Source organism: Roseovarius sp. MBR-6, assembly GCF_040547525.1.
Taxonomy (GTDB): Bacteria; Pseudomonadota; Alphaproteobacteria; order Rhodobacterales; family Rhodobacteraceae; genus Roseovarius.
Genome location: NZ_JBEPPW010000006.1, coordinates 163,751 through 181,274, shown reverse-complemented (window position 1 = coordinate 181,274; position 17,524 = coordinate 163,751). Strand labels below are relative to the sequence as shown.

The following is a 17,524-nucleotide window of genomic DNA, read 5'->3' as shown; positions in this document are numbered from 1 at the left end:
GGGGCCGGAACGCATCCGGCGGGCCAGTTGGTGCTATTAGGCCAGATGTTTCGGAGGGGGCGAGACCGGGCGCACCCAATCGACCCAGAAGCGCGGGGCGTCGGTCCGGGGTTGCGCCGCGTGGGACGCGGGGGGGCGCGCATCGCCGGTCGTTCTGGTCAGGAGCGGGCCGGTGCAAAGCGCCTTGCAGGCGATGTCATCGCCGTCATCGGGCAGGTCCGACGGCATCGGGTGCGCGGGTGCGAGGTGATTGTGATGCGCCGCAACCTTGTCATGTGCCGCGCCGTGAAGGCCAAGCGCGGGCAGGCTCAGCACAAGGCCAAGCAGCATGGCCACGAATGGCAGAGCGGTGAAGATCCGGCGCATGCTTTGAAAATAGGGTGGCTTGACCGCTCCGGCAAGATGCAACATGCCGGAACGAGGCAAACCGGGAGGCGAACATGCGGGGCGCGGCAGTGGCAGCAGTCAGATCATTTCTATTTCCCGATCTGATCAACTTGCTCGATGCTGATGTAAACTCGAGACCCTCGTATTTCGATAGTTCCCCCTCCAGATATCGTGCACAGATCAGAATATGAAAACATGAAGCTTGTATTGTCACATTCTCTCTCAATGCGTTCGCGTGCGTCTCGACCCGTATCAACGGTCACGCCGAAAGGTTCTCGATTTTCGTCATAAAATGTGAATGACTTGTCACTACTATTGTATCGAATTTTCCCAGAAAATCGAACTTCTGTCCTGTCCATTGAAGACAGGTATTCTGATAACTGTGATGTCTCAGCAAGCGCGGCAGTGGATGCTGTCAAACTCACTAAAATCGATATGGTAACTCTAGTCATGGGCTTGGGACACTCTTTTCATGTTTTTTGCCGAACATTGATGCGCGCCGTGTTTCACCGTGGAAACTACGGTAGCTTGACCGCCCCGGCAAGATACCCCATCCCTGACAGAGGCAACGTCACAAAGGGGGCAGGGATGCGGGGCGCGACAGTGGCGGCACTCATGCTGATGACCGGGGCGGCAGCGGCGCAGGATACGCGCGTGGGCGCGGAGATCTTCAGTCGCTATTGCACCGCCTGTCACGGGACGGATGGCACCGGGGACGGGCCGATGCGCCGGGTGCTGACGCTTGATCCGCCGGACCTTACGCGGCTGGCTGCGGGCAATGGCGGGGTGTTCCCGCGCGCCCGTGTGATCTGGCGGATCGACGGGCGCGACCCGGTGCTGGCCCATGGCAACGAGATGCCGGTTTACGGGGATCTCTTCGCGGGCCGCGATCTGGTCATTCGCTCCGAGACCGGGGAGGCGGTCCGGAGCACGCAGCCGATGGCCGATCTGGTGGCCTGGCTGGAGGGGTTGCAGCGGCGCTGATCCGGGCTATTTCCCTGCCAAAGCGGAGGATTTGCCATGCGTGCCCTAGCCCTGACCCTGATGCTGGTTCTTGCCACCGCCCTGCCCGCCCGCGCCGAGGACGCCGCCGCGCGCGCCGTGATCGAGGCGCAGATCGAGGCGTTCCGGACGGGCGATTTGCCCCGCGCCTACGGTTTCGCAAGCCCCGTGATCCAGCAGAAATTCGGCTCTCCCGAGATATTCGGTCACATGGTCGAGCAAGGCTATCCGATGGTGTGGCGGCCCTCGGAGGTGACCTTTCTGGAGGCGCGCGACATCGGCGGCCGCCTGTGGCAGGAGGTTTTCCTGCGCGATGCGGCGGGGCGCGGCTGGATCGCGGATTACGAGATGATCGAAGAGGGCGGCACGCTGAAGATCAACGGCGTGCACCTGCGCGAGGCCCCCGAAAGCAGCGTCTGAGCGACAAGCACCGTGACGGTGGCCTGAGACCCCGTTAACCGCGCGTTGATACCCCCCTTCCCGGCACGCGGCCCATGCGGCAGATGGAAAGGGACCCCATGAACAAGGCAATCACCCAAGGCATCACCTTCATGCCCCAGCCCTTTGCGGCGGGGCTCGATCAATGGTCGAGCGGCGACGGGCGGCCCGGCTCCGACACCTATGCAAGCGCCCCCAATGCCGCCTTCGTCCCCGCCGATCAGGATTTCGGCGGCGCGCTGGAAGTGCAGAAGATCGAGGCCGTGCAGCGCGTGCGCTTCATGGGTGAAACGCCGATCCTGCCGGGCTGTTACCTTCAGATCCGCGCCCGGATCAAGGCGGTGGCGGGCAATCTGGCCAATGTGCGTATCGCCGCTTTTGCCGGGGGCGCGGGCGGCGTTGCGCTTTCAGGCGTGACAGTGAGCGGACCGCAGGTGACGCTCACGACCTATGGCGAGGTGGTCGAGGTGCGCGCCATTGTCGGCACCGGGCAGCGCACGGGCGTGGACATGGTCTGGGGGCCGCAGGCGGTGTTCGGCCATTTCGGGCTGGACCTGACCGGGCCGTCGGGCGGCGTGGTGCGGATCGACGATATCGAGATCGAGGATGTGAGCCGGTTTTTCCTGCGCGACATTGTCGCCACGGTCGATGTGCGCGATTTCGGGGCCATCGGCGACGGGGTGGCGGATGATCACGCCGCGTTCGAGGCCGCCGATACCGCCGCCGGGGGCCGCGAGATCATCGTGCCCGCAGGCACCTATTTTCTGGGCCAGAGCACCACGATCCAGAGCCGCATCCGCTTTGAGGGGACCGTGGTCATGCCCGATGCGGCGATCCTGTCGCTGACCAAGAATTTCGACCTGCCCGCCTATATCGACGCGTTCGGGGACAGCGAACTGGCGTTCAGGAAGGCGTATCAGGCACTTCTGAACAATGCAGGGCATGTCACGCTCGATCTGGCGGGGCGCAAGGTCGCGCTGCGCGAACCCGTCGACATGCAGGCCGCCGTGGGCAACCGCACCACCTATAACCAGCGTCACGTCATCCAGAACGGGCAATTCTCGGTCTTTCCGACGCCCGCCTGGGACACCGAAGTGGTCACGTCGCAGGCCACCTATGCGCCCGAAAGCAACACGCGGCGGCTGATCAACGTGGCGGATGTGGCCAATATCCCCGTCGGGTCGCTGGTCGAGGGCAATGGCGTGGGCCGCGAGGTCTATGTCACCGACCGCAACATCGCGGCGGGGCAGATCACACTGAGCCAACCGCTGTTCGATGCCGCCGGAACACAGGTCTTTACCTTCCGCCGGTTCAAATACATGCTCGATTTCAGCGGCTTTCAGGATGTCTCGCGCCTGGTGATCTCGGAAGTGGATTTCCAGTGCGGCGGCACGTGCAGCGCGGTTCTTCTGCCGCCGCAAGGCTCGGCCAACCATTTCCGCGACTGTTTCTTCACCCGCCCCAGGGATCGCGGGATCACCAGCCATGGCGAGGGCGACCAGGGCATGATGATCGACCGTTGTCAGTTCATCTCGAACGAAAGCCCGCTTCTGGTGGTGGATCGCGTCAGCATCGGATTCAACGCCAATGCCAATGACCTCAAGATCCGCAACAACCGCGTGATGCATTTCCGGCATTTTGCGGTGATGGCGGGGAGCAGTTCGATCATCTCGGGCAATCACGTCTTTCAGGGCGATTCGGGCCCCATCGGGCCGCGCATGGCCGGGTTTGTGCTGACACGCACCAACAATCGCGGCACCATCACCGGCAATTACATCTGCGATTGCTCGGTTGAATGGAGCAACGAGCACGACGCCGCCCCCGATTTCGCCAGCGAGTTCTCGTTCAGCACGCTGAGCATCACCGGCAACGTGTTCCTGTCGCAAAGCACCGCGCCCGCCTTTACCTTCGTCACGGTCAAGCCGCACGGCCCGGGGCATTTCATCAACGGGCTGACGGTGACGGGCAACACCTTCCGGCTGATCGACGGCAATATCGACCGGGTCGAGGGCGTGGACACAAGCTTTGCCGATTTGGATTTCGAGCGGGTGCGCAACATCCTGTTCACCGGCAACAGTTTCAGCAACGTCAATATCGACACGCAGAACCCGCTTTTGCTGCGGCACGAGGAGGCAAGCGCCGCCGAGACATGGGTGATCGAACCCGCGCCGCGCCTGCCGTTCCGGGGTTTGGCCAAATCGGTGGATGCGGTGGTGGCCGAGGGACAGATCAGCATCGGGACGGGTGCCGCGCATTTCGGGATGCCCTACACGCTGGGGCAGCAGGGCCCGGACCGGGACCGGGTGCATCTGCGCTGGGGCACGCCGGTGCGCGGCAGGGTGCTCGTCACGGTGCGGATGGACGAGCCGCTCTGACGGCTCAGAACTGACGCCAGAGGCCGAGTTTCAGCCCGCGCTCGCCGCCGCCCGAAAGCGGCTCGAGCAGGCCAAGCTCGATCTGCGCGCCGGGGCGCATTTCGTAGACGAACGAGGGGGCAAGGCGGAGATAGTCTTGCCCCTGATCGGGGGATCCGGCCTGAAGCTGCACGATGACCTTGGCGCGCGCCGTGACCGAGAGGCCGGCGGTGAGTTCGGTCTCGAACGCGGTATCGCCGTTGAGGATGGCGCGCAGATCGGCATTGAACCAGCCGTGACGTTCACCAAGGGAAAACCCCCGGCCCATGGACAGGCCGGGGCGCAGGGCGGTCTTGTCCTCGACCTGCCCCGCCCCCATCTCCAGCGCCAGTTTCAACCGGTGATCCGCGCGCCCGAGCGGCCAGCGCAGAAAGGCGATGGCCTTGGACATGCGCAGCGCGTCGCCATTGACGTCCAGCCCGAGGGTGAGCCGCGCGGTCGCGCCGTATTCGGCGTAAAATCCATAGCTTTGGCGGTTGATGCCATTTTCGTCCCGCGCCTCGATCTGGCTGGAAAAGGACAGGAATACCTGCCCCTTTTCGCGCGGCCATGCCCCCGCCTGTGCCATGGCGGCGCACCATGGCAGCAGGACAAGCGCGAGCCACAGGCGAGCGGGCATGGTCACCTCCGCCTTAACCTTGATTAAAAAGGGTAAACCGGTGGTTAATATCTGCGCGGAATTTACCGCCGCGCGCGTGGGTGCTAAGAAGGGGACAGGAGGACGCCATCATGCCCCGGATCAGCCAAGACACCAGCCATCAGACCGTTCTGACCACATTCGAGGTCACGCCCGGCACCTGCCAGGACCTGCTTGACCTGCTCACCGACGCCTACCGCGAGGTGATCTCGAAACAGCCCGGTTTCATCGCCGCGGGCCTGCATGTGAACGACGCGCAGACCCGCATCGCCAACTATTCGCAGTGGCGCGCGCGCGAGGATTTCCAGGCGATGCTGCGCACCGACGAGATGCGCGCGCGCAACCGGCAGATCAACGAGCTGTGCAAGGGCTTCGAGCCGGTGATGTATGACGTGGTGGCCGTGTTCTGATGTCGGAGCGGACGCCGCAGACCGATGCACTGGCCGAGGAGGTGCGCGCGCTGCGCGCCGAGGTGGCGCGGCTCAACTCGCACCGCTTCGTTCGTATCCATAACAGCCTGCCCCGCCTTCTGGCGTTCAATTTCGCGCGGGGTCTCGCGGTGGGGTTAGGCACGGTGCTGGGGGCGACGGTGCTCTTGTCGGTGTTCGTCTGGTCGCTGAGCAAGATCGAATTCCTGCCGATCATCGGCGACTGGGCGGCGCAGATCGCCGAACAGATGCGCACCGCGCAGGAGTGATCTGGATCAAGGCAGCGTCGGCGCGCCCGGGTCATGATCCGTCAAACGAACAGGAAAGGACCCTCTCATGTATGCTCACGTTCTCGTTCCCGTCTCCTTCGACACCGAGCGCGACAGCGCCGGTGCGCTTGCCGCCGCCCGGCTTCTGGCGGGTGACGACGGCCATATCAGCCTGCTGCACGTGGTCGAGCAGGTGCCGGGCTATGCGATTTCCTATCTGCCCGCAGGCTATCAGGCCGAGGCGCGCAAGGCGATCGAGGCCGAGTTGACCAAGATCGCGGACGGTCTGCCCGATGCCAGCGCGCATGTCGTCGAAGGACACTCGGGCCGCACGATCCTCGACTGGGCCGAGAGCCACAAGCCCGATTGCATCGTCATCGCCAGCCACCGGCCCGGAATGCAGGATCTGCTGCTCGGCTCCACCGCCGCCAAGGTGGTGCGCCATGCGCAATGCGCGGTGCATGTGATCCGCTGAGGCCCAAAGGCTTGTCAAACGGGGCAATTGCCCCCACCTCCTCTCTCACGAAACAGTGACAGGAGAGTGCCGATGCAATGCCCTATCGACGGAACCGCTCTGGTTCTTGCCGACCGCGCCGGAGTCGAGATCGACTATTGCCCGCAATGCCGCGGTGTCTGGCTTGATCGCGGCGAGCTTGACAAGATCATCGACCGCTCGTCGGTGCCGGAGGCCCCGGCACGGCGCAATGATGCCACGGGCTATGGGGACAGCGATCATCGGGGCCATTCCGGCGGCAAGCCGCGCAAAAAGCGCGAGGGCTTCCTCGCGGATATCTTCGACTTCTGAAATCGGCTTGCGGGGTGTTTCATGAGCGTCTAGCAACACGCTCATGGCCCAGATCATCACAGCGTTTATTGCCTTGGTCACCGCGTTGCTGACCCTGATTCCGCAGTCGCCGGGACCAAGTTTACCCCATCTCGACAAGCTGGCGCATTTTCTGGCCTTCGCCGCCCTCGCCGCCCCTCTGGCCTGGCGCCATCCGCGCCACTGGTGGGCTGTGGCGCTTGGCGCTCTCGCCTACGGGGGCCTTATCGAGATCATCCAGCCCCTGACCGGGCGCAGCGCCGAATTCGGCGATCTTCTGGCCGACGCGCTCGGGGCTTTTTGCGGCGCGTTTCTTGCCGCAAGGTTTGGCCGGTGGCGGCCGGCGTGAAAAAGCCGGTGCAAACCGGCCTATTTGGTAAAACTTCTTTACCGAAACGCTTGTGTTTGCGGAACAGCACGATACGATAACAGCGGTGCGGAGATTTGCAGCGGCGAATCGCCTTCGGGTGGACGTGTGCGCGACAATCCGGACGAACATACATGAGACATCTGGGAGGAATATCATGACCGACAAGACCAAACTCGACCGGCGCTCGTTCCTGCGCCGCGCCGCCATCGGCGCGCCCGCAGCGGTGGCCGGCGGCCTCGCTGCCCCGGCGGTGCTGGCACAGGCACCCATCGTGCTGAAGATGCAGACGTCCTGGGGCGCGGGCAACATCTGGCAGGAATTCGCGCAGGACTATGCCGACCGGGTCGAGGAGATGGCCGGCGGCCGCCTCAAGATCGACGTGCTGCCCGCAGGCGCCATCGTGGGCGCGTTCCAGGTCCTCGACGCGGTGAATGACGGTGTGCTCGACGCGGCCCATTCGGTGCCGGTCTACTGGTATGGCAAGAGCAAGGCCGCCTCGCTCTTCGGCACCGGCCCCGTATTCGGTGGCTCGGCCACCACGATGATGAGCTGGTTCTACGAGGGCGGCGGCAAGGCGCTTTATGACGAGCTTGTGAATGACATCCTCGGGATGGAAGTCGATGGTTACATGGGCTTCCCGATGTTCGCGCAGCCCTTCGGCTGGTTCAAGGGCGAGGTCAACACCGCCGCCGATCTCCAGGGCTTCAAGTATCGCACCGTGGGGCTGGCGGCTGACCTGCTGCAGAGCATGGGCATGTCGGTGGCGCAGCTTCCGGGCGGCGAGATCGTCCCCGCGATGGAGCGTGGCGTGATCGACGCATTCGAATTCAACAACCCCTCCTCGGACAAGGATTTCGGCGCGCATGACGTGGCGAAGAACTATTACCTGTCCTCCTATCACCAGGCCTCGGAGAGCTTTGAATTCCTGTTCAACAAGATCACCCTTGAAGACCTTGATCCCGACCTGCGCGCGATCCTGAAATACGGCGTCGAGGCCGTGTCGACCGCCAACACCGCCAAGGCGATGCGGCGCTACTCGGCCGATCTCAAATGGCTTCAGGAAGAGGGCGGCGTCACCGTGCACCGCACCTCCAAGGACATCCTCGCAGCACAGCTCGAGGCATGGGACAAACTGATCCCGACGCTCGAAGAGGATCCGTTCATGAAGAAATGCCTCGACAGCCAGCGCGCCTGGGTCGAGCAGGTCACCTATTACGAACTGATGAACGCGCCGGATCTGGAGCTTGCCTACGACCACTACTTCCCCGGTCGTCTCAAGCTCTGAGCGCGTCCCGCGACGCAGACATGGTGGCCCCGGCGCATCTCCGCCGGGGCCACTTTTCAAGATAGGAAAGGGGCTCCCGCGTGATCGGCTTCATTCGCTTCGCCGACAACCTGTCGGCCTGGTTCGGCAAGGCCTTCGCCTGGCTCATCATCCTGATGTCGGTGGGAACCGGCTACGAGGTGGTGGTGCGCTATGTCTTCAACAACCCGACGGCCTGGGCGCTCGATGTGTCCTTCATCATGTATGGCACGCTCTTCATGATGGGCGGGGCCTATACGCTCTCGCGGGGCGGGCATGTGCGGGGCGATTTCCTTTATCGCCTCTGGCAGCCGCGCAACCAGGCCAAGGTCGATCTGGTGCTCTATATCCTCTTTTTCTTTCCCGGCGTGACCGCGCTCATCCTTGCGGGGTGGAAATACGCCGCGCGCTCCTGGTCCTATGCCGAGGTGTCTGTCAACAGCCCGGCGGGCGTGCCGATCTACCAGTTCAAGACGGTGATCGTCGCCGCCGGTATCCTGCTCTTCATTCAGGGGCTGGCACAGGTCTGCCGCTGCATCCTGGCGATGCGGACGAATGAATGGCTCGCCGCCGATGAAGATGTCTTCGAGACCGAAGACCTGCTCATGCAACAGGCCGCCAAGGCCGAGAAGGACGCGCATCCATGACCGATCCCCAAGTCGCCCTGATGATGCTGGGGCTGTTCATCGTCTTCGTGTTCCTCGGCTTTCCCATTGCCTTCACGCTGATGGCCATGGGCATCGGCTTTGGCTATTACGCCTATTTCGACGCCCGGCGCATGTGGCGCAGCTTTGACCGGCTGGCCGAGGATGCGGGCACATGGGATCAATGGAGCCTGTGGTTCGAGGGGTTATTCAACAACCGAATATTCGATCTCTTCGTGAACCAGACATTCACGGTGATGTCGAACGAGGTTCTGACCGCCGTGCCGCTCTTTCTGTTCATGGGCTATATCGTCGAGCGGGCGAATATCGTGGACCGCCTCTTTTCCACGCTCAATATCGCTGCGCGCAACATGCCCGGCTCGATGGGGGTGGCGGCGCTTATCACCTGCGCGCTTTTCGCCACGGCGACCGGCATCGTAGGCGCGGTGGTCACGCTGATGGGCTTGCTGGCGCTGCCTGCGATGCTCAAGGCGCGCTATGATCCGTCATTTGCCTCCGGCATCATCTGCGCGGGCGGCACACTGGGTATTCTCATCCCGCCCTCGATCATGCTGATCGTCTACGCGGCGGCCTCCAATGTCTCCATCGTGCGGCTTTACGCGGCGGCACTTCTGCCGGGGCTGACGCTGGTGGGGCTTTACCTCGTCTACGTGATCGGGCGCTCGATCTTGCAGCCCTCGGTCGCGCCGAAACCGACCAAGGAGGACATCCCCGACATACCGATGTCCAAGCTTCTGGTGATGATCATCTCGTCCTTCGTGCCGCTGGCGTTCCTCATCCTCGCGGTGCTGGGCTCGATCCTCTTCGGCCTCGCCACCCCGACCGAGGCCGCGTCCATCGGCGCGCTTGGCGGCATCTTCCTTGCCTTCGCCTATCGTGCGATGACCTGGCAGCGGATGCGCGAGAGCGTCTATCTGACGGTGCGCACCACGGCGATGGTCTGCTGGCTCTTTGTCGGCTCCTACACCTTTTCGGCGGTGTTCTCCTATCTCGGGGGCGAGCATATCATCTCGGAATTCGTGCAGGGCCTGAACCTCAGCCCGCTGATGTTCCTGCTCTTGGCGCAGCTCATCATCTTCCTTCTGGGCTGGCCGCTCGAATGGTCCGAGATCATCATCATCTTTGTCCCGATCTTCCTGCCGCTGTTGCAGTTCTTCGAGGTCGATCCGCTGTTCTTCGGCATCCTGGTGGCGCTCAACCTGCAAACCAGTTTCCTGACACCGCCCATGGCCATGTCGGCCTATTACCTCAAGGGGATCGCGCCACCGGAAATCAAGCTGACTCAGATCTTCTCGGGCGTCATGCCGTTCCTGTTCTGCGTCTTCATCGCCATGGCGCTGCTCTATATCTACCCGCAGATCGTGTTCTATCTGCCGGAGCTGATGTATGGCCGCTGAGGCGATCCCCGGGGCGCATGTGCTGCGCGACAGGCTGGCCACGGGCGCGCTGCGCGCGTCCGAGCTGGCCGAGGCGCTGATCGCCCGGGTCGAGGCGCGCGAGCCCGAGGTGGGGGCGTTCGCGTGGTTCGACGCGGATTTCGTGCGCCAGCAGGCCAAGGCGCTCGACGCGCAGCGGCAGGCGGGGCGCCCCATCGGGGCGCTTCACGGCCTGCCGGTGGCGCTGAAGGACATCATCGACACCGCCAGGATACCGACGGAAAACGGCTGCCCGCTCGACGCAGGCCGCGTGCCTGTCAAGGATGCCGCCATCGTCGCGCGGCTCAAGGCGGCGGGCGCGATCATCATGGGCAAGACGGTCACGACCGAACTGGCCTATATGCAGGCCGGGCGCACACGAAACCCCCATAACCTCGCGCATACGCCAGGCGGCTCATCCTCTGGCTCGGCGGCGGCGGTGGCGGACGGCATGGTGCCCTTGGCCATCGGCACGCAGACCGGCGGATCGGTGATCCGGCCTGCGTCGTTTTGCGGTGTCACGGGTTACAAGCCCAGCTTCGGCGCGATCCCGCGCACCGGCGTGCTGATGCAGTCGCCTACGCTCGACACGGTGGGCGTGTTCGCCGCCTCGCCGCTTGACGCGGCGATGCTGGCCGAGGTGCTCATGGGCCATGACGCGGGCGACCGCGCCACCCTGCCCGCCCCGGTGCCGCGCCTTCTGGACGTGGCCCGCTCCGCGCCCCCGGTCAAACCGGTGCTGGCCTTCGTCAAGCCGCCGGGCTGGGACAGGGCCGACCCGGAGTTGCACGCGGCCTTTGACGAACTCGTCGCCGCCCTTGGCGATCAGGTCTTCGAGGCACCGCTGCCAAATGCCTTCGATCAGGCCGCCGAGGTGCGCGCGCGGATCAATTTCGCCGAGATGGCGCGCTATTACCACCGTTATGCCAAGAACCGCGCAGCACTCGGGGACCGCACCCGCGCCGCCATCGAGGAGGGCGAGGGCATCCCCGCGCGCGACTATCTGGCCGCGCTCGACTGGGCGGATGTGCTTTATGCGGGGCTTGGCGAGATATTCGAGCGCTGCGATGCGATTCTCTGCCCCGCCGCCACCGGTCCGGCGCCCGAGGGGCTGGATTATACCGGCGATGCGATCTTCAACGGGCTCTGGACGCTGACGGGCACGCCCGCCGTCACCGTGCCCGCCTTTACCGCCTCGAACGGCCTGCCCATGGGCGCGCAGCTTGTCGGGCCGCGCGGCGGCGATGCGCGCCTTTTGCGCACGGCGAACTGGTTACACGGCTGGCTCTCCGAGGCCGGCGCTTGATGAAAGGATAAGGACATGAACCGGATACTGGCGCTTTTTGCCTTCGCGGTGCTGGCCGCGTTTCTCTATATTCTCGCCAGCAAGATCGGCTCGCTCGATCTGTGGATGGTGACAGTGTTCACAGCGGCGCTTGCGGCCTATGATTTCATGACCTCCAGCAAGAACAAGAGCTGAGGCCATGGCAAAACCGGTGATCTGGATTCCGCGTCGCCTGTCGGACGCCACCCTGGAACGCGCCCGCCGCGATTACGCGGTGATCCTGAACGAGGCCGATACCCCCGGCACCGCCGAAGAGATCGTGGCGATGAGCGCGCGGGTGGACGGAATGATCCCCTGCCATTCCGAGCATTTCAGCGCCGATGTTGTTGCGCGGCTCGATCCCCGACTCAAGATCGTGGCCAATCACTCGGTCGGCGTCGATCACTGTGACCTCGACGCGCTCAGATCGCGTGGCATCGTCGTGACCAACACGCCCGACGTGCTGTCGGACGCCACGGCCGAGATTGCCATGCTCCTGATGCTGGGTGCCGCCCGCCACGCTGTGCGCGGCGACCGCCTTGTTCGACGGGGCGAGTGGGATAGCTGGTCGCCGTCCTTCATGGTGGGCAAGCAGGTGAGCGGCGCGCGGCTGGGGATCGTGGGCATGGGCCGTGTTGGCCGCGCCATGGCCGAAAAGGCGCGCGGCTTCGGCATGGAGATCCACTATCACAACCGCGCGCGGCTCTCGCCCGAGGCGGAACAGGGCGCGGTGTTTCACGCGGATGTGGACAGCCTGCTTGAGGTCGCCGATTTCCTGTCGCTGCATTGCCCCGCCACGCCCGAGACCACCGATCTGCTCAACGCGGACCGCCTCGCGCGTCTGCCCAAGGGGGCCGTGGTGGTCAATACCGCGCGCGGCGCGCTCATTGACGAGGGCGCACTTCTGGCTGCCATCGAGAGCGGCCATGTCGCCGCCGCCGGTCTCGATTGCTTCAAGGTGGAACCGGGCGGCAACCCGGCCTTTGCGGGCCATGAAAACATCTTCATGCTGCCCCATATCGGCAGTGCCACCCGTGCCACGCGTGACGCCATGGGCTTTCGCGCGCTCGACAATCTCGACGCGTTCTTCGCGGGACACGCGCCGCAGGACCGTCTGGTCTGAGCCTTACGAGGCCCGCCTGATCCCCATCACCCGCGCCCGCGCGCGCGGGTCGCTGTCGAAGAGCGCGGCAAGCTGTTCGGTCATCGCCCCGGCAAGCTGATCCACATCGGTGATCGTCACCGCGCGCTCGTAATAGCGCGTCACGTCATGGCCGATCCCGATGGCCAGAAGTTCCACCTGTTTGCGCCGCTCGACCATGGCGATCACGTCGCGCAAGTGCTTTTCGAGGTAATTCGCGGGGTTCACCGAGAGCGTGCTGTCATCGACCGGCGCGCCGTCGGAAATCACCATCAGGATCTTGCGCGCCTCCCTGCGGGCCACGGTGCGCCGGTGCGCCCATTCCAGCGCCTCGCCGTCGATATTTTCCTTCAGCAGCCCCTCTTTCATCATCAGGCCAAGGTTGTCGCGGGTGCGCCGCATCGGCGCGTCGGCCGCCTTGTAGATGATGTGACGCAGGTCGTTGAGGCGGCCGGGCAGTTGCGGGCGGCCCTCGGCCAGCCATTTCTCGCGGCTCTGCCCGCCCTTCCACGCGCGGGTGGTAAAGCCGAGGATCTCCACCTTGACCGAACACCGCTCCAGCGTGCGGGCCAGAACATCGGCGCAGATCGCGGCAATCGAAATCGGTCGCCCGCGCATCGAGCCGGAATTGTCCAGAAGCAGCGTCACCACGGTGTCGCGGAACTCTGTGTCCTTTTCCACCTTGAAGCTGAGCGGGGTGGTGGGATTGGCGACGACGCGGGCAAGGCGGCCCGCGTCAAGGATGCCCTCTTCGCGGTCGAATTCCCAGCTACGGCTCTGCTGCGCCTGAAGGCGGCGTTGCAGCTTGTTGGCCAGTCGTGACACCGCGCCTTTCAAGGGCTCCAACTGCTGATCGAGATAGGCGCGCAAGCGTTCCAACTCCACAGGGTCAGCCAGATCCTCGGCGCGGATCTCTTCATCGAATTCAGCGTGATAGATGGTGTAGGCAGGATCGGCCTCCGAGGCGGGGGGCGGCGGGGGCGGCTCGAGCGGGGCCTCGCCCTCGGGCAATTCGGCCTCCTCGTCCATCTCCTGATCGGCCATTTCGTCCTGGCTCACCTGCGCCTGTTGCGCATCCTGCTGATCGTCCTGAGAGCGGTCAGGGTCGGCGTCGGCCTCATCCTCGTCGCTGTCATCCTCGCCGGTGCTGTCGGGTTGCTGCTCCTCGCCCTGCTCCTCTGCCCCGTCCTCCTCGTTCTCGTCGGCGCTGTCGGGATCCTCGCCAAGCTGATCGCCATAGCCCAGGTCCTCGATCACGCGGCGCGCCAGCCGCGCGAATCCGGCCTGATCGGCAAGGATGTCCTGCAAATCCTCCAGCGTGCCGCCTGCCTGCTCCTCGATGAAGCCGCGCCAGAGGTCCATGACATTCTGCGCACCCGCCGGCATGTCGCGGCCGGTGGCCAGATGCCGGATCAGGTATCCGGCGGCGGCGGGCAGCGGGGCGTCGGCGGTCGAGGTGATCCGGTCATAGCCAAGGCGCGCGGCATCCTGCGCGATGCGCGCGTCGATATTGGTGGCGGTGCCGGGCATGTCCCGCGCGCCCACAGCCTCGCATCGGGCGGTTTCCATCGCCTCGTAGAGATCGCGCGCCATCTCTCCGGGCGGGGCATAGCGGGCATGGATGGCGTCGTCGTGGAACTTGTGCCGCAGCGCCAGCGCGTCCGCCGTGCCGCGCGCCAGCAAAACCTCCTCGCGGGTCATGCGGCGGCTGACCTGCGGCAGGCGCATGGCATCGCCCGACAGTCCACTCGGATCGACCGAATAGGAAACTGTCAGTTCGCTGTCATCGGCCATCACCTTGGTGGCGTTGGCGAGCGCCTTCTTGAACGGATCGGCGGGGTTGTCACTGGGCTTTGTCATGGTGCGAAAATGGCGCAGGGTCCGGGCCAAGGCAAGGGGCCATCGCCGCCCCTACCCCGCCGAAAGCCGTTCCAGCAGCGCGCGCATGAAGCCGTGACCGGCCTCAAACTGCGCGACGGTGATATATTCGTCGGGCTGATGGGCCTGCGCGATGTCGCCGGGACCGCAGATCGCCGCCGAATAGCCCGCCTCCTGGAACTGGCCCGCCTCGGTGCCGTAGCTGACCACATGAGAGCCATTGTCGCCGGTGATCCGGCGGATGAGCGCTTCGGCCGCGCCGTTCTCTTCGGGGCGCAGACCTGGCACGGTGAACCGGGGGACGGCGTCGATCCGGGCCTCTGGGCGCACCGATTGCATGGCGGCCTCGGCCGCGCGGACCTCTTCGAGAAAGAGCGCGCCCCAGGTCTCGGGGTCCTCGCCCGGCACGACGCGGAAGTCCATGCCGAACCGGCAGTCCTTGGCGGTGATGTTATGCGCCGTGCCGCCCTCGATCTGACCGACATGAAGCGTGGTCCAGGGCGGCTCGAACATCGCGGCAAGCTCGGAGGGCCGTTTCGCGCGGTTCTCGGCATTCATCCGGTTGGCCCAGTCAATGAGCGGGGCGGCGGCCATGATCGCGTTGACGCCCCGGTGCATGAGCGAACTATGCACCTCGAAGCCCTGGACATGCACGTTGTAGCCAAGCCCGCCCTTGTGGCCGGTGACCGTCTGCATTGTCGTGGGCTCGCCGATGATGGCCAGGTCCGCGCGCGGCACCACGCCCTGCATCGCCGCGATCATCGGCGGCGCGCCGAGGCAGCCCACCTCCTCGTCATAGCTGAGCGCGAGTTGCAGCGGGCGCGCCACGCCCTTTTGATGCGCCTCGACCAGTGCCCAGATGGCCAGCGCGTCAAAGCCTTTCATGTCGGCACAGCCGCGCCCGTAATACTTGCCGTCGCGCTCGGTCACGGTGAAGGGATCGGATGACCAGGCCTGCCCGTCCACCGGCACCACATCGGTATGCCCCGAGAGCACGACGCCGCCCGCGACCTCCGGCCCGGCATGGGCGAAGAGCGCGGCCTTCTGCCCGGTCGGGTCATAGTGGCGGTGCGCGGCGATGCCATGACCGGAAAGGTAGCCCTCGACCCAGTCCACAAGGTCAAGGTTGCTGTCGCGGCTCACGGACGGGAAGGCGACAAGCCGCGTCATGATCTCCAGCGGAGAGAGGGTGTCCATGCTCAATACCCGCTTTCAGAGGTCAGCACGAAATGCCCCGGCCCGACCTCTTCATAGACCGACGGCCCCGGCGCGTAGCCCACCGGATGAATCGGCGAAGGGATCGGCTTGAAATTCAGATCCTTCTCGGATTTGCGCTGGCGCGGATCGGCGATCGGCACGGCCTTCATCAGCGCCTGTGTATAGGGGTGGCGCGGGTCCTCGAAGACGGCGGCGCGCGGCCCGCGCTCGACGATGCGACCCAGATACATGACGCCGACATCGTGGCTCACGCGTTCGACCACGGCCATGTCATGACTGATGAACACGTAGCTGAGGCCAAGATCGGCCTGCAATTCCATCATCAGGTTCACGACCTGCGCCTGCACGCTCACGTCAAGCGCGCTTACCGCTTCGTCCGAGACAATGAGCTTGGGGTTCAAGGCCAGCGCGCGCGCGATGGCGACGCGCTGCCGCTGCCCGCCGCTGAGTTCGTGCGGAAAGCGGCGCAGGAACGAGCGCGGCAGTTCCACCCGGTCAAACAGCATCGCCACGCGATCCTCCATTTCCGACCGGCTGACAAGGCCGTAATTCTTCATCGGCTCGGCCACCTGCGCGGCCAGCTTCATCTGCGGATTGAGGCTGGCGAACGGGTCCTGAAAGATCATCTGCATGTCGGCGCGCGCACGGCGCAGCCCGCCCGCGTCGAGCGCCATGATGTCGGTGCCGTCCAGCACCACCGCGCCTGCCATCGGCTCGATCAGCCGCAGGATCGAGCGCCCGGCGGTGGATTTGCCGCAGCCCGATTCCCCCACAAGGCTGAGGGTGCGGCCCTTTTGCAGGTCAAAGGACACATCCTCGACCGCGTGGACATTGGCCAGCGTCCGGCGAAAGAACCCGCCCTTGACGGCAAAGCGCGTGGTCAGCCCCTTGACGGTCAGCAGCGTCTCGTCACTGCCCACGATGGGACGAATCTCGTGGCCGTCCGATCCCAGAAGGCGCATCGGCTCGGGGTATGCCTTGCCGCGCATCTCGCCCAGCTTGGGCACGGCGGCCAGAAGCGCCTTGGTATAGTCGTGCGTGGGGGCCTCGAAGATCTGTTCGACCGTGCCCTCCTCGACCTTGTTGCCGCGGAACATGACCACCACCCGGTCCGCCATTTGCGCCACCACGGCCATATCGTGCGTGATGAAGATCACCGCCGTGCCATGCTCGCGCTTGAGCCGGTCGATAAGGGCAAGGATCTCGGCCTGAATGGTCACGTCGAGCGCGGTCGTCGGCTCGTCGGCGATCAGAAGGCGCGGCTCGCAGGCCAGCGCCATGGCGATGACCACGCGCTGCCGCATCCCGCCCGAAAGCTCGTGCGGGTATTGATCAAGGCGGCGCTCGGGCTCGGGGATGCGCACCTCTTTCAGAAGCTCCAGCGCGCGGGCACGGGCCTGCGCCCTGTCCATCCCGCGATGGACGCGCAAACCTTCGGAAAGTTGCCGCCCCACCGTAAAGACCGGGTTGAGCGCGGTCATCGGCTCCTGAAAGATCATGCCGATCTCGTTGCCGCGGATCGTGCGCATCAGGCTCTGATCGGTTTTCGCAAGGTCGATCTCGCCGCCTTCCTTGCGGTCGAACAGCATCCGCCCGCCCGCGATCTCGCCGCCGCCATAGTCGATCAGCCGCATCAGCGAGAGCGAGGAGACCGATTTGCCCGACCCGCTCTCGCCGACGATGCAGACGGTTTCGCCGGGGTTGACCTCGAACGAGACATCCTCGACGCCCACGACCGGGCCGTCGCGGGTCTGGAACTCGACGCGCAGATTCTCGATACGGGCCAGCGGTCTGTCGAGCATGGGAGTCTCC

Annotated in this window: 19 protein-coding genes; 14 read left to right on the top strand and 5 right to left on the bottom strand. The window is 64.8% G+C overall.

The window, feature by feature from the left end; all coding sequences use genetic code 11:
• Positions 1 to 36: 36 nt before the first annotated feature.
• Complete coding sequence (locus ABIE57_RS10315) at positions 37 to 366, bottom strand: hypothetical protein (RefSeq protein ID WP_354538932.1); 330 nt, start codon at positions 364 to 366, stop codon at positions 37 to 39.
• A gap of 609 nt (positions 367 to 975) precedes the next feature.
• Between ABIE57_RS10315 and ABIE57_RS10310 the strand changes: the two genes are divergently transcribed.
• The 3 genes from ABIE57_RS10310 (at position 976) to ABIE57_RS10300 (ending at position 4,202) form a co-directional block, all read left to right on the top strand.
• Positions 976 to 1,371 carry a c-type cytochrome gene (locus ABIE57_RS10310; protein WP_354538931.1) on the top strand — a complete coding sequence of 132 codons (396 nt, stop codon included), beginning with the start codon at positions 976 to 978 and terminating at the stop codon, positions 1,369 to 1,371.
• A gap of 36 nt (positions 1,372 to 1,407) precedes the next feature.
• A complete protein-coding gene (locus ABIE57_RS10305) occupies positions 1,408 to 1,809 on the top strand; it encodes a DUF4864 domain-containing protein (RefSeq protein ID WP_354538930.1) in 402 nt (133 codons plus the stop codon).
• Between the two features lie 98 nt (positions 1,810 to 1,907).
• Positions 1,908 to 4,202 carry a glycosyl hydrolase family 28-related protein gene (locus ABIE57_RS10300; RefSeq protein ID WP_354538929.1) on the top strand — a complete coding sequence of 765 codons (2,295 nt, stop codon included), beginning with the start codon at positions 1,908 to 1,910 and terminating at the stop codon, positions 4,200 to 4,202.
• 4 nt (positions 4,203 to 4,206) lie between these two features.
• Here ABIE57_RS10300 and ABIE57_RS10295 read toward each other — a convergent pair whose 3' ends face one another.
• Positions 4,207 to 4,860 carry a hypothetical protein gene (locus ABIE57_RS10295; protein ID WP_354538928.1) on the bottom strand — a complete coding sequence of 218 codons (654 nt, stop codon included), beginning with the start codon at positions 4,858 to 4,860 and terminating at the stop codon, positions 4,207 to 4,209.
• A gap of 110 nt (positions 4,861 to 4,970) precedes the next feature.
• Between ABIE57_RS10295 and ABIE57_RS10290 the strand changes: the two genes are divergently transcribed.
• The 11 genes from ABIE57_RS10290 (at position 4,971) to ABIE57_RS10240 (ending at position 12,598) form a co-directional block, all read left to right on the top strand.
• Positions 4,971 to 5,288: an antibiotic biosynthesis monooxygenase family protein gene (locus ABIE57_RS10290; RefSeq protein WP_354538927.1), complete on the top strand. Its 318-nt coding sequence runs from the start codon at positions 4,971 to 4,973 to the stop codon at positions 5,286 to 5,288.
• The gene (locus ABIE57_RS10285) at positions 5,288 to 5,575 is read left to right on the top strand and encodes a DUF5665 domain-containing protein (protein WP_354538926.1); all 288 of its coding nucleotides are present in this window, start codon (positions 5,288 to 5,290) and stop codon (positions 5,573 to 5,575) included. Before ABIE57_RS10290 ends, ABIE57_RS10285 begins: the two co-directional genes overlap by 1 nt.
• 67 nt (positions 5,576 to 5,642) lie before the next feature.
• A complete protein-coding gene (locus tag ABIE57_RS10280; protein ID WP_354538925.1) occupies positions 5,643 to 6,050 on the top strand; it encodes a universal stress protein in 408 nt (135 codons plus the stop codon).
• Between the two features lie 72 nt (positions 6,051 to 6,122).
• Positions 6,123 to 6,380, top strand: coding sequence for a TFIIB-type zinc ribbon-containing protein (locus ABIE57_RS10275; protein ID WP_354538924.1), 258 nt, complete (start codon positions 6,123 to 6,125; stop codon positions 6,378 to 6,380).
• 43 nt (positions 6,381 to 6,423) lie between these two features.
• The gene (locus ABIE57_RS10270; RefSeq protein WP_354538923.1) at positions 6,424 to 6,747 is read left to right on the top strand and encodes a VanZ family protein; all 324 of its coding nucleotides are present in this window, start codon (positions 6,424 to 6,426) and stop codon (positions 6,745 to 6,747) included.
• Positions 6,748 to 6,922: 175 nt separating this feature from the next.
• A complete protein-coding gene (locus tag ABIE57_RS10265) occupies positions 6,923 to 8,053 on the top strand; it encodes a TRAP transporter substrate-binding protein (RefSeq protein ID WP_354538922.1) in 1,131 nt (376 codons plus the stop codon).
• An 80-nt stretch (positions 8,054 to 8,133) separates the two neighbouring features.
• A complete protein-coding gene (locus ABIE57_RS10260; protein WP_354538921.1) occupies positions 8,134 to 8,718 on the top strand; it encodes a TRAP transporter small permease subunit in 585 nt (194 codons plus the stop codon).
• Complete coding sequence (locus ABIE57_RS10255; protein WP_354538920.1) at positions 8,715 to 10,133, top strand: TRAP transporter large permease; 1,419 nt, start codon at positions 8,715 to 8,717, stop codon at positions 10,131 to 10,133. Before ABIE57_RS10260 ends, ABIE57_RS10255 begins: the two co-directional genes overlap by 4 nt.
• Positions 10,123 to 11,457 carry an amidase gene (locus ABIE57_RS10250; RefSeq protein WP_354538919.1) on the top strand — a complete coding sequence of 445 codons (1,335 nt, stop codon included), beginning with the start codon at positions 10,123 to 10,125 and terminating at the stop codon, positions 11,455 to 11,457. Before ABIE57_RS10255 ends, ABIE57_RS10250 begins: the two co-directional genes overlap by 11 nt.
• Before the next feature lie 15 nt (positions 11,458 to 11,472).
• The gene (locus ABIE57_RS10245) at positions 11,473 to 11,631 is read left to right on the top strand and encodes a hypothetical protein (protein ID WP_354538918.1); all 159 of its coding nucleotides are present in this window, start codon (positions 11,473 to 11,475) and stop codon (positions 11,629 to 11,631) included.
• Between the two features lie 4 nt (positions 11,632 to 11,635).
• Complete coding sequence (locus tag ABIE57_RS10240; RefSeq protein ID WP_354538917.1) at positions 11,636 to 12,598, top strand: 2-hydroxyacid dehydrogenase; 963 nt, start codon at positions 11,636 to 11,638, stop codon at positions 12,596 to 12,598.
• Between the two features lie 3 nt (positions 12,599 to 12,601).
• On the opposite strand, the gene cobT is transcribed toward ABIE57_RS10240, so the two are convergent.
• Genes cobT through ABIE57_RS10225 form a run of 3 tightly spaced genes read right to left on the bottom strand, consistent with a single transcriptional unit; the run spans position 12,602 to position 17,514 of the window.
• Positions 12,602 to 14,476, bottom strand: coding sequence for a cobaltochelatase subunit CobT (gene cobT, locus ABIE57_RS10235; protein ID WP_354538916.1), 1,875 nt, complete (start codon positions 14,474 to 14,476; stop codon positions 12,602 to 12,604).
• Between the two features lie 51 nt (positions 14,477 to 14,527).
• Entirely contained in the window at positions 14,528 to 15,691 is a 1,164-nt protein-coding gene (gene argE / locus ABIE57_RS10230) for an acetylornithine deacetylase (RefSeq protein ID WP_354538915.1), read from the bottom strand.
• 2 nt (positions 15,692 to 15,693) lie between these two features.
• Positions 15,694 to 17,514 (bottom strand): ABC transporter ATP-binding protein, encoded by a 1,821-nt coding sequence (locus ABIE57_RS10225; protein WP_354538914.1) that lies wholly within the window; start codon positions 17,512 to 17,514, stop codon positions 15,694 to 15,696.
• Positions 17,515 to 17,524 lie beyond the last annotated feature (10 nt).